The 15,659-nt window shown below is 62.3% G+C and carries 11 protein-coding genes and 1 tRNA gene; 3 read left to right on the top strand and 9 right to left on the bottom strand.

Annotated features, from left to right (window positions below):
• Positions 1-23: 23 nt before the first annotated feature.
• From LPA36_RS09165 to LPA36_RS09150, 3 genes are read right to left on the bottom strand one after another with little or no spacing between them, the layout of a single operon-like run.
• A complete protein-coding gene (locus LPA36_RS09165) occupies positions 24-1,448 on the bottom strand; it encodes an FAD-dependent oxidoreductase (RefSeq protein WP_324250920.1) in 1,425 nt (474 codons plus the stop codon).
• An 11-nt stretch (positions 1,449-1,459) separates the two neighbouring features.
• Complete coding sequence (locus tag LPA36_RS09155) at positions 1,460-2,917, bottom strand: aldehyde dehydrogenase family protein (RefSeq protein ID WP_228875837.1); 1,458 nt, start codon at positions 2,915-2,917, stop codon at positions 1,460-1,462.
• Complete coding sequence (locus LPA36_RS09150; protein WP_228875836.1) at positions 2,914-4,122, bottom strand: aromatic ring-hydroxylating oxygenase subunit alpha; 1,209 nt, start codon at positions 4,120-4,122, stop codon at positions 2,914-2,916. The genes LPA36_RS09155 and LPA36_RS09150 overlap by 4 nt, the downstream gene beginning before the upstream one ends.
• A gap of 739 nt (positions 4,123-4,861) precedes the next feature.
• Between LPA36_RS09150 and selD the strand changes: the two genes are divergently transcribed.
• From selD to LPA36_RS09135, 3 genes are all read left to right on the top strand, one after another.
• On the top strand, positions 4,862-5,926 hold the full coding sequence (gene selD / locus LPA36_RS09145) for a selenide, water dikinase SelD (RefSeq protein ID WP_228876505.1): 1,065 nt from the start codon (positions 4,862-4,864) through the stop codon (positions 5,924-5,926).
• Between the two features lie 161 nt (positions 5,927-6,087).
• Positions 6,088-7,155, top strand: a complete 1,068-nt coding sequence (gene mnmH, locus LPA36_RS09140) for a tRNA 2-selenouridine(34) synthase MnmH (RefSeq protein WP_228875835.1) — start codon at positions 6,088-6,090, stop codon at positions 7,153-7,155.
• Between the two features lie 24 nt (positions 7,156-7,179).
• Positions 7,180-8,235: a permease gene (locus LPA36_RS09135; protein ID WP_228875834.1), complete on the top strand. Its 1,056-nt coding sequence runs from the start codon at positions 7,180-7,182 to the stop codon at positions 8,233-8,235.
• Positions 8,236-8,695: 460 nt separating this feature from the next.
• On the opposite strand, the gene LPA36_RS09130 is transcribed toward LPA36_RS09135, so the two are convergent.
• The 6 genes from LPA36_RS09130 to LPA36_RS09105 all read right to left on the bottom strand — a co-directional run bounded on the left by LPA36_RS09130 (position 8,696) and on the right by LPA36_RS09105 (position 15,586).
• Positions 8,696-8,783, bottom strand: a tRNA-Ile gene (locus LPA36_RS09130).
• A 142-nt stretch (positions 8,784-8,925) separates the two neighbouring features.
• On the bottom strand, positions 8,926-11,352 hold the full coding sequence (rpoD, locus tag LPA36_RS09125) for an RNA polymerase sigma factor RpoD (RefSeq protein ID WP_228875833.1): 2,427 nt from the start codon (positions 11,350-11,352) through the stop codon (positions 8,926-8,928).
• Between the two features lie 93 nt (positions 11,353-11,445).
• The gene (dnaG, locus tag LPA36_RS09120; RefSeq protein WP_228875832.1) at positions 11,446-13,314 is read right to left on the bottom strand and encodes a DNA primase; all 1,869 of its coding nucleotides are present in this window, start codon (positions 13,312-13,314) and stop codon (positions 11,446-11,448) included.
• A gap of 73 nt (positions 13,315-13,387) precedes the next feature.
• Positions 13,388-13,834 carry a GatB/YqeY domain-containing protein gene (locus LPA36_RS09115; RefSeq protein ID WP_228875831.1) on the bottom strand — a complete coding sequence of 149 codons (447 nt, stop codon included), beginning with the start codon at positions 13,832-13,834 and terminating at the stop codon, positions 13,388-13,390.
• A 253-nt stretch (positions 13,835-14,087) separates the two neighbouring features.
• Entirely contained in the window at positions 14,088-14,300 is a 213-nt protein-coding gene (gene rpsU / locus LPA36_RS09110) for a 30S ribosomal protein S21 (RefSeq protein ID WP_228875830.1), read from the bottom strand.
• A 68-nt stretch (positions 14,301-14,368) separates the two neighbouring features.
• Positions 14,369-15,586: a BaiN/RdsA family NAD(P)/FAD-dependent oxidoreductase gene (locus LPA36_RS09105; RefSeq protein ID WP_228875829.1), complete on the bottom strand. Its 1,218-nt coding sequence runs from the start codon at positions 15,584-15,586 to the stop codon at positions 14,369-14,371.
• Between the last annotated feature and the right edge of the window lie 73 nt (positions 15,587-15,659).

The following is a 15,659-nucleotide window of genomic DNA, read 5'->3' as shown; positions in this document are numbered from 1 at the left end:
GCCTGCTTGATTTGTCTGCGTATTCAAAAAATCTGATTGATTGAGCGTTGCTTGCATTGCTCGACCCAGCGGCCGCGCAGTGCCTGCGCCTGATGTCCAATCAGTGCGAAACCGTTCATCTGGCCGCTGCTATCGAAATGTCCGCAGCTAAAGCCATCCCCGGTCTCATTGATACACCATTCGCCAGGCGCGAGCGCGGCGGGCACCGGTAACAGAATCAGCGGCGCGGCCGGTGTTTTGACCTGTACCGGCATCGGCGGATACAGTACGTCGGTCGGCTGGCAGGTCAGCGTGCGCGCAAGTGCCTCGACGCCGTAATTGATCGGCGCGAGATACGGCGCCGGGCGTCCGTCGATCTCGACACAATCGCCGAGCGCGAAGATGTCCGCAACATTGGTTCGCAGCTGTGCGTCGGTGCGAATGCCGCGGCCAACCTCGAGGCCGCAGTCCGCCGCCAGTGCGACGTTCGGTGCGAGACCCACCGCGGAAATCACGACGTCCGCGCTGATCCGGCTGCCGTTTGCCAGCACGAGTGTCCAGTCGCCGGGCTCGCCGAGAATCTCGCTGACCGAATTCTGCAGATGCCACTTGACGCCAAGGGCCGCAAGTGCGCGTTGCAGGTGCGTGCCGGCCTGTTGTGGCAACAGGCGTTCGAGCGGCCACTTGCCGATACCGATCACATTCACGTCGAAGCCGCTGGCTGCCAGATCATTCGCGAATTCACAGCCGATCAGACCGTCGCCGATAATGGCCACGCGGGACGCGCCTTCGAGGTGATGCCGCAACACGCGGTAGTCGTCGAGGTTGTTCACGCCGAGCAGTGCGTCGGCGCGGCCGGCGACGTCGAGCCGGACCGGGCTCGCACCCGTTGCGAGGACGAGCTGCGAATAGCGCATCACGCCGTGGCTGGTCCGTAACTGATGTGCGCCAGCATCGATCGCCTGAACGTCGCAATGCGGGTACACGCGGATCTTCAGGCGCTGCTCGATCTCGAATGGCGATTCGGCGATCAGCGCGTCGGGACTGCGGTCCTGCGACGTCGCTATCGACAATGCCGGCTTCGAGTACAGGTGACCCGATTCGCGCGTGAGAACCACGATGTCGGCTTCGGGGTCGCGCAGCCGGACAGCCTGAGCGAGGCTATAGCCGGCGTGCCCGGACCCGACGATGACAAGCGGCCCTTCGCGACGCGTCCCGGCCGCAGCCGGCGCGGACGCCGACGATGCTGCCAGCGCCTGGGTTTGCGTCGGCGAGGCGAGCTGGACTATCGGAGCAACCGGCTCGGTGATTTCGATCATCTCGAAGTCAGCCTTGCCGACGCCGCAGTCGGGACACTTCCAGTCTTCTGGCACGTCTTCCCAGTGGGTACCGGCCGCGATCCCGTCCTTCGGCCAGCCTTGGGCTTCGTCGTAGATCAGCCCGCAAATGACACAGAGCCACTTTTTCATCGCCAGACTCCTCAGACCTCTGAACCTTGGGCGACCCGGATCGCAATGTTCTTCGTTTGAACGTAGCTGTAGATCGCTTCCTGACCCTTCTCCCGGCCAAAGCCGGACAGGCCCACGCCTCCGAAGGGCGTTTCGATTCCGCCGGCGTACCACTCGTTCACGAACACCTGCCCGGCGCGCAGACGCCGTGAAAAACGCAATGCGCGATTGATGTCACGCGTGAATACGCCGGCCACGAGTCCGTACGATGTGCCGTTGGCAATCGCGACGGCTTCGTCCTCGGTGTCGAACGGGATGACTGCGAGCACCGGGCCGAATACCTCATCACAAGCGATGCTCATGCCCGGATGCACGCCCGCGAGGACGGTCGGCTGCATATAGAAACCGGCGCGATGACTCACGCGCTCACCACCGGCGACCGCTTGTGCGCCTTCCGCGATCGCTTGCTGGCACATCGCGACGACGCGCTCAAGCTGATTCACGCTGATCACCGGCGTGTGGTCGGGGTCCTGCTCGCCGGGGCCGATCGTCAGGCTGCCAGCGAGCTTCGCGACATCGGCGACGACCTCGTCGTATATGTCGCGATGCACGATGAGACGAGACATCGCCGAACACACTTGCCCCGCATTGAAGAAGATGCCGCTCTTCACGCTGGCGAGCAGTTGCTCGCGGTCCGAGTCGGGGAACACCACCGCGGCGGACTTGCCGCCAAGCTCCATCACGCTCGGCGTGGCCCATTGCGCGGCTGCGGCGAGAATCGCGCGCCCCGTCGCCACCGAGCCCGTAAACACAATCTGCCTCGTCTGGTCACTGGCGGCCAGATGCGCGCCGACATCGCGACCGAGACCGCAGAGCAGTTGCGCCGCGCCGCGCGGCAGCCCCGCGCGCTCAATCGCCTCAAACAGCACGCACATGCCAAGTGGCGACAGCTCGGGCGACTTCACCACCACTGCGTTGCCCGCGGCGAGGGCTGGCGCAAGCGAGCGCGCGCAAATCGATACGGGGAAATTCCACGGCACGATCTGCACCGATACGCCCATGGGCTCGTAGCGGGTGAAGTCGACATAGTCATCGCCGAGCGGCACGGAGATGCCTTCCAGCTTGTCTGCAAGGCCGGCGTAGTACTCGAAGTAGCGCGCTGCTTCGACGAACTCATCGCGGGCGTCGCTTAGCCGTTTGCCATTTTCGAGGCACAGAATGCGAGCACCTTCTTCCGTTATCGCGCGGATTTCGTCTGCGATCCGAAGCAGCCAGCGCACCCTTTCGGCGGGCCGTTGTCGCGTCAGCTCACCGCTTGCGGCGCAGCGCGTCGCGGCATCGAGTGCGCGTTGCGCATCGTCGATCGTCGCGAGTGCGACGCTTGCAATCGGCTCGCCGTTCGCAGGATTGGCTACGTCAAGCCGGTTTGGGCTGTCCACCCACGCGCCGTCGATATAGTTCAGCCAGTGATGGCCAATCGTGCGTGTCATGCTTCACCCGCATGCTGCTGGCCGTGCGCGAGAACGCGGCGCGCCATCCATTTGTGGAAGTAGTGGGTCGGCACGTCCATCTCCGGCGAGAACACGCCGCCCTTGAAACCCGGTGACTGGCGCCCGGCCTGCATGCCTTCGACTGCGGAGATGTCTTCCGAAAACACCACTCGCCACGCGTTCAGCACTGCCTGACGGCTTGCAGCGTAAGAAGGCTCATCGGCCGCGTCGTTGCCGACAAACAGCAACCGCAGATGTTCGACGGTGCGGTTCGCCGACAAGGGCTGCAGCATCATCGCGAACGCGTGATCGGCCTGGATGCCGAGCAGAACGTTGGGGAATAGCGCAACGTATTCGGCATTGCGCATGCGATCGGCCGGCCAGGAGGGGAAGGTTGGCAACGAGGTTCCCTCGACATCGGCGAGGTTGTACGCATAGCTGCCCTGACCGGCAAACTGCTCGCCGAACATGATGTTGTAGTGATCCTCGAGACGCGAATAGGAATTCAACGACGGATGAACCCAAGGCAGATGGTAGGCCTCGCAGTAGTTCTCCACTGCGAGCTTCCAGTTGCAGTTGACCTCGACCGACCACGCACCGCCTTCGCGCGGCACGGTCATTAACGAATAGCTGTCCGGGCCGAGGAACTGTGCCCAACGATCGGTCAGGGGACGGATTACTTCTTCGAATTCAGGCGCGGTCCCGGAGAGGTTTACGAACACCATGCCCATCCACACATGACTGCGCAGTGCTTTCAGCCCGTGCCTCTCGCATGCGACGCGCTCGTCCTTGTGCTGGTTGATGCCGCCGACGTGCGGCGTGCCTTTCAGCGCGCCGTTGAGGTCGTACGTCCACGAGTGATACGGACAACGGATTACGCCCTGGATCTCGCCGGCTTCCTGCACGAGCTTCATCCCGCGGTGGCTGCATACGTTGTGGAACACCTGCAGCGCGCCTTCGCGGTTGCGCGTGATCAACAGCGGCAGTCCCATGAAGTCGATCGGCCGGACGGTGGAATTCTGCTTGAGGTCGTCCGCGAAGCCGACGCAGACCCAGTCCTGGCTCAGCACGGCGTCCCGTTCGGTCTTGAAGTACTGGTCGTCCGTGTAGAAGGTGTTGCCGAGGCCGCTAGCCTGATCGATCGGCTTGAGCACCGCTTGCAGCTGGGCCAGAGGGAAGTATTTGATTTCGGTGGGGGCGTTCATCGTGTTGTCTCCTATGCAGCGCTCGCATGAGTTGTTTCACCGGGGTCCTCGAAAGGCCGGGATTGGAGAAAATTATCGGAGCGGCACACCTGGACAACAAACGATTCTTTGGCCGAGGATTGATCAGGAAAAGTAATGGATCACCATTGACGGGCGACCGGTCGGGCACCGTTTCGGGGCCGCCAACGGCCGTTGGCGGATGAATGTAGCGTAGTTGCATCGCCTAACGGCAGGAACTCGTTAGCTTTCGGCGCGTTGAACTGCAGACTCAAGGCCAAGGTCAGTTTGACCGGTGAACCGTCTCTGCACCGAATCGATGAAGGGCCGCTGTTTCTCAAGCGCCTTACGGCTCCACTCTCGGCCCTTGCTCACGCCGGTATCGATCCATTGCTCTAGCTCTCCGCAGGGGACGACGAACACACCGATCCTGGCCAAGTCTTCGATGAGGCTCTCCGATGGCGCGCAGTGGATCGTGCTGGATATGCGGCAATCGAGATCCGGGTCTTCCTCGCTTCGGCAAGGCCTGCTCGTTGCCAAGTCATCTCATCTGCGGATGCGCTCCTTTGGCGACCCGCCCGATGTGGCGAATTTGCTGCGGCGATGTCACACCAGTTTGAGATCGGCGGCTGACAGCGCCTTTGTTTTCTTGTCAGGACCTATCTGTGGAGACTGCGCCCCAGCGCCGCGCATGAACAACCTTCATAATTGCGGTCGTCCGAAGCCCGAGAATCGCCCCATCATGACCGACACCCACGCCCGACCCCATCAACCGCCCCGGCTCACCAGCCTGTCGCACGGCGGCGGCTGCGGCTGCAAGATCGCCCCCGGCCTCCTCGCCGACCTGCTCAAGCGCAGCGCGCCGTTGCCGTTCTTTCCCGATCTGCTGGTCGGCAACGACACCGCCGACGACGCCGCCGTCTACAAGCTCAACAACGAGCAGGCAATCGTCGCCACCACCGACTTCTTCATGCCGATCGTCGACGATCCATTCGACTTCGGCCGGATCGCCGCCACCAACGCGCTGTCCGATGTCTACGCGATGGGCGGCAAGCCGATCATGGCACTCGCCATCGTCGGCATGCCGATTAACGTGCTGCCGCACGACGTGATCGCTGCCGTGTTGAAAGGCGGCGAGTCCGTGTGCGCCGAGGCCGGCATTCCGCTCGCGGGCGGCCATTCGATCGATTCGGTCGAGCCAATCTACGGTCTCGTCGCACTCGGCCTGGTCGATCCGAAGCGCATCAAACGCAACACGGGGGCTCAAGCCGGCGACGTGCTGGTTCTCGGCAAGCCGCTTGGCGTCGGCATTCTGTCGGCTGCGCTAAAGAAGGACCAACTGGACGGTGCCGGCTACGCTGCGATGATCAGCGCGACCACCAAACTCAATCGGCCCGGCGCGGAGTTGGCGAGACTGGACGGCGTGCATGCGCTGACGGATATCACCGGCTTTGGGCTGCTCGGGCATACGCTCGAATTGGCGCGCGGCTCGAATCTGACTGCCCGCGTGCGCTACGCGGATCTGCCGTGGCTGCCGAACGTGGTCGAGCTCGCCGAAGCGGGCATTTTTACCGGCGCATCAGGGCGCAACTGGGACGCCTATGGCGAAGATATCGTGCTGCACGCGACGCTGCCGGCGACGGCGCGCACGCTTCTGACCGACCCACAAACCTCGGGCGGCCTGCTGGTTTCGTGCGCGCCTGAAACGGTCGACGAAGTGCTGGCATTGTTCCGTGCCGACGGGTTCAGCGAGGCGCGCGTGATCGGCGAAATGGTCAGCGGAGAAAGACACCTCGAAGTCGTTTAACGTGCAGGCGGACGCCGCGCCAGGGCGCGGACCGAAGCATAGGACAGTCACGCATCACCCAGAGTCCCGATCGCACGCGTCGTCCCGCGCGCGACCGGGGCCGCCTTGGCCGCGCATGCGATAATTTCGCTCTTTCCGTCGAGCCGCTTTGTCTTTTCCCCTTGAAAAATCTTCTCGTCAGCCTCGAAAAAGCAGGTGATTTCGATGAAATCATCGATGTGCGCACGCCTCTCGAATTTGCGGAAGACCACATTCCAGGTGCGCTCAACGCGCCCGTACTGAGCAACGAAGAACGCGTTTTGGTCGGCACCACGTACAAACAGGTCTCGCCCTTCGAAGGCACCCGGATAGGCGCGGCACTGGTCGCGCGCAACATCGCGCATCACCTGGAAACGACCTTCGCCGACCGCCCACGCAACTGGCGACCGCTGATCTACTGCTGGCGCGGCGGCAAACGCTCGGGCTCGGTCACGACGCTGTTCAACATGATTGGCTGGCAGGCGCGCCAGCTGGACGGCGGCTACAAGAGCTACCGGCGCGCCACGCTCGAAGCCCTCGACACACTTCCGAAAACCCTGAACTACATCGTGCTTGTCGGCCCGACCGGCAGCCGCAAGACGCACTTGCTGTCGGCCCTGAACCAGGCGGGCGCGCAGACGCTCGACCTCGAAGCGCTGGCCGCGCATCGCGGCTCGCTGCTCGGCGCATGGGCGGGCGTGCCGCAGCCCTCGCAGAAGCGTTTCGACACCCTCCTCGTCAGCGCGCTGCGCGAGTTTGATCCAGGTCGGCCGGTGTTTATCGAAGCGGAGAGCCGGCGCATCGGTTCGGTGACTCTGCCGCTCGCACTGCTGGACACGTTTCATCAGGCTGCGTGCGTGAAGGTGCTGTCAAGCCGCGAAGATCGCGCGACCTTTCTGCTGCACGACTACGCGCATCTGTTCGATAATCCCGAGGCGCTCAAAGCGCAGTTGCAACGAATGATCGGCTTGCATAGCCGCGAGCGCGTCATGGGCTGGCAGCGGCTTGTCGACGAAAACCGGCGCGCCGAACTGGCCCACGAGCTAATCGAGCGGCACTACGATCCGGCGTATGCACGCAGCAGCCATCAGCATTTCGCGCAGTTGCCGCACGCGCTGCAACTGTCTTTCCGCCCCAACGACGCCGACGTCGTCGAGCAGGCAAAGTCACTGCTTGTTCACTTCGACAGCCGCGCATCCGCTGTCGTCTGATTAACACCATCACTTGAGGCCTTCGTGCAATCAACCCTTCGACAACCTCGTGTCGCGCTTGGCTGGATCGTATTCCTGCTGATCGCGGTCGTCGGCCTCTTCTATGTGAAGTGGTTTCCCTACTACAACCGCGCTTTCGTCGCCGCGAGCCAGCATTCCATCGGCAAGTCGATCCTGATGGGTACGTCGGCGAGCGCACCGGATGCGTCGTGGCAAGCCGCGACCGATTACGCGCTCGCGTACGGCAAAGCAATCTGGCAAGCCATGGTGCTCGGCCTGCTGCTCGGCTCAGCGGTGCAGGCGCTGATTCCACCGCAATGGGTCGCGCGTGCGCTCGGCCGCACCGATTTCAGCAGCGTGGTGAAGGGTTGCCTGATGTCGTTGCCGGGCATGATGTGCACCTGTTGTGCGGCCCCGGTCGTCGCCGGTTTGCGCGCGCGCCAGGCGGCGCCGGGTGCGGCGATGGCGTTCTGGCTCGGCAACACTGCGCTGAATCCGGCCACGTTGATCTTCATGGGCTTTGTACTGGGCTGGCAGTGGATGGGTTTGCGGCTCGCGCTCGGCATCGTGATGGTGTTCGGTCTCGGCTATCTGGCGAACCGCATGGTCACACCGAAAGAAGCCGAAGCATCGCGCGAAGCCCTCTCGCTAATGGTGTCCGCCGACGACCCCGGCTCCGCTTTCACGCGCTGGGTGAAAATCCTCGGCAGGATGACACTGCGCCTCGTGCCCGAATATATCGTGCTGGTTTTAATTCTCGGCGCGGCGCGTGCGTGGCTGTTCCCGCACATCGGACCGCACATCGACAACAGCCTCGTATGGATCATCGCGTTGTCGATCGCAGGCACGCTGTTCGTGATTCCGACCGCCGGCGAAGTGCCGATCATCCAGGCAATGCTGTCGTTCGGCATGGCAGCCGGTCCCGCCGGCGCATTGCTGTTGACATTGCCGCTGATCAGCGTGCCGTCAATGGCCATGCTCGGCCGCTCGTTCCCGAGGCGCGTACTGACGGTGGTGGCGCTGGCTGTGGTGGCATGCGGCGTGGTCACCGGCTTGCTGGCTATCGCTTTGGGCTTCTGAATCCGGGCTTACCGAGTATGAAACGTATCGCAGCATTCGCTCTGAGCGTTACCAGCTGCGCCAAATTCATCTAAACCGGAATTCATATTGATGAAGTGGTCGCACGATGACGGGATCATGGGTCAAGCTATTTCTGGGCCGCGGCTGACCTCAGTGGCTAATCCGCCCGGAATGCGGCAACCACAAGGGAATCAACGGTACGAAGCGAACAAGAACTGAAGAAGAGCGAAGCTGCAGGCAAGCCAAGCCAAGCCAAAAGAAAAAGAATCAAGAAGAGTTCGTTCAACGCTGTGAGTTTCGCACCTCCAGTGGCTCAATTTTCGGTCGGCGTAAATACATGACTGAACATTACGTGCGAAAGCGTCGAGGAGACAAGGTAGGGCCAACCCGCTAATCGATTTTGCGGAACAACCCGGCTTTTGCGGAACAAAACTGGTATTGAAAAAACAGCTGAAACCTGTGGTGGGCCGGGTCGGATTCGAACCGACGATGTCCTTTCGGAGGCGGATTATGAGTCCGCTGCCTGCAACCAGCACGGCGTCCGGCCCAAGAAAAAGACCCGGTTTGATGGCCGGGCCTGATCGGTGATGTGGCCGACATACTACACGAAAAAGGGGCTTCCGGGACCGCTTCGCTCTTCGCGAAACGACCAGGAAGCCCCTGTATCTGCTACGGTCAGCAAGCCTTCGATCAGTTCCCTTCGAGGAACGACTTCAGCTTGTCCGAGCGGCTCGGGTGACGGAGCTTGCGCAGCGCCTTCGCCTCGATCTGACGGATCCGCTCACGCGTCACGTCGAACTGCTTGCCGACTTCCTCGAGCGTGTGATCCGTGCTCATCTCGATACCGAAACGCATGCGCAGCACCTTCGCTTCACGCGGCGTCAGCGAATCGAGCACGTCCTTCACGACGTCACGCATGCTGGCGTGCAGCGCTGCGTCGGCCGGCGCGACCGTGTTCGTATCTTCGATGAAGTCGCCCAGATGCGAATCGTCGTCGTCACCGATCGGCGTTTCCATCGAGATCGGCTCCTTCGCGATCTTCATGATCTTGCGGATCTTGTCTTCCGGCATTTCCATCTTTTCAGCCAGCGTTGCCGGATCCGGCTCGAGACCGGTTTCCTGCAAAATCTGACGCGAGATGCGGTTCATCTTGTTGATCGTTTCGATCATGTGAACCGGAATCCGGATTGTACGTGCCTGGTCCGCGATCGAACGCGTGATGGCCTGACGGATCCACCACGTTGCGTACGTCGAGAACTTGTAGCCGCGGCGATATTCGAACTTGTCCACCGCCTTCATCAGGCCGATGTTGCCTTCCTGGATCAGATCCAGGAACTGCAGGCCACGATTCGTGTACTTCTTCGCGATCGAGATCACGAGACGCAGATTCGCCTCGGTCATTTCGCGCTTCGCCTGACGCGCCTTCAGTTCGCCGGCCGCCATCTGACGGTTGGTTTCCTTGAGGTCCTTCAGCGGCAGCACAACACGCGCCTGCAAGTCGAGCAGACGTTGCTGCTGTTCGCGGATCGCCGGAATGTTACGCGTGAGGATCGCGCTGTAAGCATGACCTTCGCCGACGATCTTTTCCGACCATTCGAGATCCGTTTCATTGCCCGGGAAACGCGCAATGAACTCGGCACGCGGCATGCCGCACTTGTCGACCACCGTATGCAGGATCTGACGCTCGACCTGACGCACTTCGTCCACCTGCGCGCGCAACGTATCGCACAGACGCTCGACGGTACGTGCCGTGAAGCGGATCATCATCAGCTCGTTCTGAATCGTTTCCTGAGCCTTCAGATACGCCTTCGACTTGTAGCCTTCCTTCTCGAACGCACGACGCATCTTGTCGAACCATTCGCTGATCGCCGCGAATTTTTCGAGCGACGCGCGCTTCAGCGCTTCGAGCTGGGCCGCGTTGGCCGTCGCCTGCGCGGTGCCGTCGTCCTCTTCTTCTTCCTCGGCTTCCTCTTCGGCTTCCTCTTCTTCCGCCTCGATCGCTTCCGCTTCCTGCTCGGAGAAACCATCCGCATCGGCTGCGTTGGTATCGATCAGACCGTCGACGAGTTCGTCGATACGGATCTCTTCGTTCGCGACGCGCTCGGCCATCGCAAGGATGTCTGCGATCGTCGTCGGGCATGCGGAGATGGCCATCACCATGTGCTTCAGGCCATCTTCGATGCGCTTCGCGATTTCGATTTCGCCTTCGCGCGTCAGCAGCTCGACGGTGCCCATTTCGCGCATGTACATGCGGACCGGGTCGGTCGTGCGGCCGAATTCGGAGTCGACGGTAGAAAGCGCGACTTCGGCTTCTTCTTCGACTTCATCGTCCGACGAAGCCGCCGGCGCGTTGTCGTTCAGAAGCAGCGTTTCGGCGTCGGGCGCCTGCTCGTACACCGCCACGCCCATATCGTTGAACGTGCTGATGATGCCTTCGATCGCTTCCGTCTCGGCAAAGTTATCCGGGAGGTGATCGTTGATTTCGGCATACGTCAGGAAACCGCGTTCCTTGCCGAGCTTGATCAGCGCGCGCAGTTTCGCGCGACGCTCTTCAAGTTCTTCGGCGGTGCCCGGCTGCGTGGACGCAAACGCGTCTTTCAGCAGCGCTTTTTCCTTTGCGCGGCGGTCGCGTGCCTTGGCCTTTTCGCCTTTGCCCGGAACGACCGGCGCTGCTGCGGCCTCTTCGTTCTGGGTTGCGTCGTCATCGACGGATACTTCGTTCAGCTTTTTCGTCATGGAGTTCGCCATACCGGCTGTAGTCTCGACTCGCGGCTGCTGGACAACAGCCGGTTGAACCGTGGATACTGGAGTCTCGCGCACTGCCGCATCGTCCTGCGCGGCAGCCGCTTCCCTGGTGCTTCTGGAACCCGGCCGCTTCGTTGCTGGCTGCGTGGCTTTTGAGGCTTTCGAGGCGCCAGCCACGTTAGCTACAGATGCCGCAACCGGCGCCGCTCGCGCGGCAGAAGTGGACGGGGATCTCTTCCCAGGTGAAGATGCGACGCTTGTGGCAGACGTTTTTTTCGCGGAAGAAGAAGCAGACCTGGCCTGCGTGACCTTTCTGGTCGGCTCCTCAGAGCCTTTGCCCGTCGCTTTCTTTCCGCCTGTAGTCTTTACCATTGCAATTCGCCCTCTTGCCTGGAAAACAAACAAAAACTGCAAACAAACTGCTGGGAACCTTTTATTATAGCACCTCGGTTCCAGCGTCCCCGGTTACAGCCCGAGCTGACGTTTCATGTCAGCCCTTTTCCGATTCAGATCGGTATATTCAGCCAGCTCTTCCGGCGTATGCCGCGACTGTCGCGACAACTGATCGAGCCGTGCGCTATACGCGTCATAGCTCATCCTGAAGATCGCCGCCTTCAGCTCCTCACCGACAATCCGCTCCTGCTCGCGACGCTCTTCAGCAACCGTTTCGTCCTCAGGATTCTTCAGCAGCAGGTCACGCACGTTTTCATCATAGTCCAGAATTTCGCGGAAAATTTCTTCGAAAGTCGGGGCATTTGCGCTGTTTCTAAGCAGATCCGACAGCAACTGAAACTCGGCCGCGTCGCCCAGCGCACGCGCATGCGTCGTCACTTCCTCGAACAGTTCGCCGTGACGCGTGACCGTCAGGAGCGCCTGCTCTGCGTCTTCGTCCAGCACCGCGACAATGCGCGGGTGCATCACCAGATTGCGCAGCGCCCGCTGTTCGATCCCCGTCACGCTGCGGCGATCCTTGCGCGGCGGCGCACCGCGCGACGCTGCGGCAATCCGGGCATCGACCTCGCACAGCGCGGCCACTTCGTCGAACGGCACGTCGAGCCGGTCGGCGAACATATGCATGATCTGCGCGCGCAGCGCGTTCGCCGGCAGCGCCTGCAACAGCGGCTTGGCATCGAACAGCGCGCGCGCCTTGCCTTCCGGCTGATCCAGTTCCTTGCCGGTCAGCACTTCATTCAGCATGAACTGCGACAGCGGCATCGCCCGCGCGACCTGCTCCGAGAAGCCCTCGGTGCCGAACTCGCGCACATAGCTGTCCGGATCGTGCTCCGTCGGCAGAAACAGGAAGCGGATCGTGCGGTTGTCGGCCGCGTGCGGCAAACACGCGTCCAGCGCGCGCCGCGCGGCGCGCCGGCCGGCCGAATCGCCGTCGAAGCTGAAGATCACCGTATCGGTCTGACGCATCAGTTTCTGCACGTGGACCGGCGTACACGCCGTTCCGAGGGTCGCAACCGCGTTCTGGAACCCCAGCTGCGCCAGCGCGACCACATCCATATACCCTTCGACCACCAGCACGTACTGCTGCTCGCGGATGGCAAGACGCGCCTCAAAGAGGCCGTACAGCTCGCTGCCCTTGTTAAATAGAGGCGTTTCCGGAGAATTCAAATATTTGGGCTCGCCGCTGTCCAGCACACGGCCACCGAAGCCAATCACCTGCCCCTTGACATTGCGGATCGGGAACATGATCCGCTCGCGGAAACGGTCATAACGGCGGTTCTGGCCCTGCGCATCGGACTTTTCGCTGACGATCACGAGCCCAGCTTCGACAAGCGAATCGTCCCGATAGTCGGGAAACGCCGTTTCGAGGTTCTGCCAGCCGTCCGGCGCGTAGCCAAGCCCGAAACGGGCGGCGACTTCGCCGGTCAGCCCGCGCTTTTTCAGGTACTGGATAGCGTTGGGCGCGCCACGTAGCTGCTTTCGGTAGAAGTCGCAGGCAACCTGCATCACGTCGGACAACGCTGTCGTGACGGCTCTCGATACCGCCGGCGCGTAGCCTTCGCCGCCGCCTCCGCCGCGCATCGGCGAGGGTTCCTGCGGCACCGTGAGGCCGACGGATTGCGCCAGCTCGTTGACCGCCTCTGGGAACGTCAGCCCGGCGTGCTCGATCAGGAAGCCGATCGCGGTGCCGTGCGCGCCGCAGCCGAAGCAGTGATAAAACTGCTTGGTAGGACTAACGGTGAACGAAGGGCTTTTTTCGTTGTGGAACGGGCACAGTCCCATGAAATTCGCGCCGCCCTTCTTCAACTGCACGAAACGGCCGACCACGTCGACGATATCGACGCGGTTCAGCAGATCCTGCAGGAACGAGTGCGGAATCACAGTGGAATGGCGGCCTCGAATGACATGAAAACCCGCCGGCGGCCAGCGCGGCCTGCCGGGGACGGACGGGGTGTTACTTCGCGAGTGCTGCCTTGACGAGCCCTGACACGGCTGTCATGTCGGCGCGGCCTGCGAGCTTCGGTTTGAGGACGCCCATCACCTTGCCCATGTCCTGCGGGCCGGCGGCGCCTGTCTGCGCGATCGCAGCCTGCACTTCGGCGACGACTTCTGCGTCAGACAGTTGCTGCGGCATGTACGCGGTGAGCACCGTGAGTTCGGCCGCTTCCTTGTCGACGAGGTCGGTGCGCCCCGCCGCTTCGAACTGGCTGATCGAGTCCTTGCGCTGCTTGATCATCTTGTCGATGACGGCCGTGATCGCCGCGTCGTCGAGCGTCACGCGCTCGTCGACTTCACGCTGCTTGATCGCGGCAAGCAGCAGGCGGATCGTGCCGAGCCGTTCAGTCTCGCGCGCCCGCATGGCGGCTTTCATATCGTCGTTGATCTGGTCCTTGAGACTCATCACTCACCTGAATGCGTTGAATTTAAACAAGCCTGATGAACAAGCCCTGAAAATCGGTCCAGCAAGGCGTCGGCGTCAAGACAAAAACCCGCTTGGGACACCTTCCTCAAGCGGGTTGTCGCGAATTCGCGTAATGGATGCGGCCTCACCGGTGCGGCCTCGCGGCCTGGTTTTTCCGCTTGCGACGACATCAGCGGGATGTCATCGCCGGTTGCCCGCTACGGCGCTCAAAGCGACTGCGGTGGACGGGGAATCAGTAAAGCTTCCTGGGCAGCATCTGGCTGCGCAGACGTTTGAAGTGGCGTTTGACCGCGGCCGCCTTCATGCGCTTGCGTTCTGCCGTTGGCTTTTCGTAAAACTCGCGCGCCCGAAGTTCGGTCAGGAGCCCGTTCTTCTCGATCGTGCGCTTGAACCGGCGCATGGCGACTTCGAAGGGCTCGTTATCTTTTACGCGGATGGTCGTCATTTTTCAATAACGGAGCTTTGCAAAGGTTGAGGATTATAGCAGACGTTTCGCACAAACACACGGCGCCGTCAAGCCCCCAAAACCTGCTCCGCGGCCGCCTGGCCGGCCGCCACGCCCGATGCCCACGCCCACTGGAAGTTGTAGCCGCCAAGCCAGCCCGTGACGTCCACGGCCTCGCCAATGAAGTACAGTCCGGGCACGCGCGCGCTCATCATCGTCGCCGAAGACAGCTCGCGCGTGTCGATGCCGCCGCGGGTGACCTCGGCCTTGCGATAGCCTTCGGTGCCGTTCGGGGTGAGCGTCCAGCGGGAAAGCGCCTCACCGATCCGGCGCAGCGTTTTGTCCGGCAGATCGGCGATGCGCGCCTCGGCCGGAATGGCGTGCGTCTCCAGCCAGACGTGCGCAAGGCGCGTCGGCACCCACTCGGCAAGCAGATTCGCGATCTGGCGCTTCGTGCCGGTCTTGGCTTCCAGCAACGCCGTCGTGGCGTCCCGGTCAGGCAGCAGGTTCACGTGGATCGGCTCGCCCGGCTGCCAGTAGCTCGAAATCTGCAGGACGCCCGGCCCCGACAGCCCGCGATGGGTGAGCAGCAGATCTTCGACGAACTCACTGCCTGTCTTTTTGTTGCCGGTTGCCAGCTGGACTTCCAGCGAGACGCCCGACAGCGCCGAAAACGGCGCCCAGTCGTCGGCGGCGAACGTCAGCGGCACGAGCGCCGGGCGCGTGTCGATCAGCTTGTGACCGAACTGCTTCGCAAGGCGATAGGCGAAATCCGTGGCGCCGATCTTCGGAATCGACAGGCCGCCCGTCGCCACTATGACGGCGCGGGTGCGGATCGGCCCGGCGTGGGTGTCCAGCGTGAAGCCGGCGGCAGCATCGTGCCTCACCTGTTCGACGGCGAGCGGACGGCGCCACGCCACATTGCCGGCATCGCATTCGTGCTTGAGCACATCGATGACCGCTTCGCTCGACTGGTCGCAGAACAGCTGGCCCTTGTGCTTTTCGTGCCACGTGACGCGGTGGCGCTTGAGGAGCGCCATGAAGTCCCGCGGCGTATAGCGCGCGAGCGCCGAGCGGCAGAAATGCGGATTCGCCGACAGGTAATTGGCCGGTCCGGCGTACAGGTTCGTGAAGTTGCACCGGCCGCCGCCGGAAATGCGGATTTTTTCCGCGAGGCGCGGCGCGTGGTCGATCAGCACGACGCGCCGACCGAGTTGCCCGGCCACTGCCGCGCACATCATGCCCGCCGCGCCCGCGCCGATAACCGCAATATCGAAGGATTCCATGGCGCGCATTGTACCTGCCGCCCTTCGCCCGCTTGCCGTGGCTGCTATACTTTGAGGCTTGCCTTTACCTTTC

The sequence above is a fragment of the Paraburkholderia saeva genome, assembly GCF_907164555.1.
Lineage (GTDB): Bacteria > Pseudomonadota > Gammaproteobacteria > Burkholderiales > Burkholderiaceae > Paraburkholderia > Paraburkholderia saeva.
This window is presented reverse-complemented; position numbering and strand designations above follow the sequence as displayed.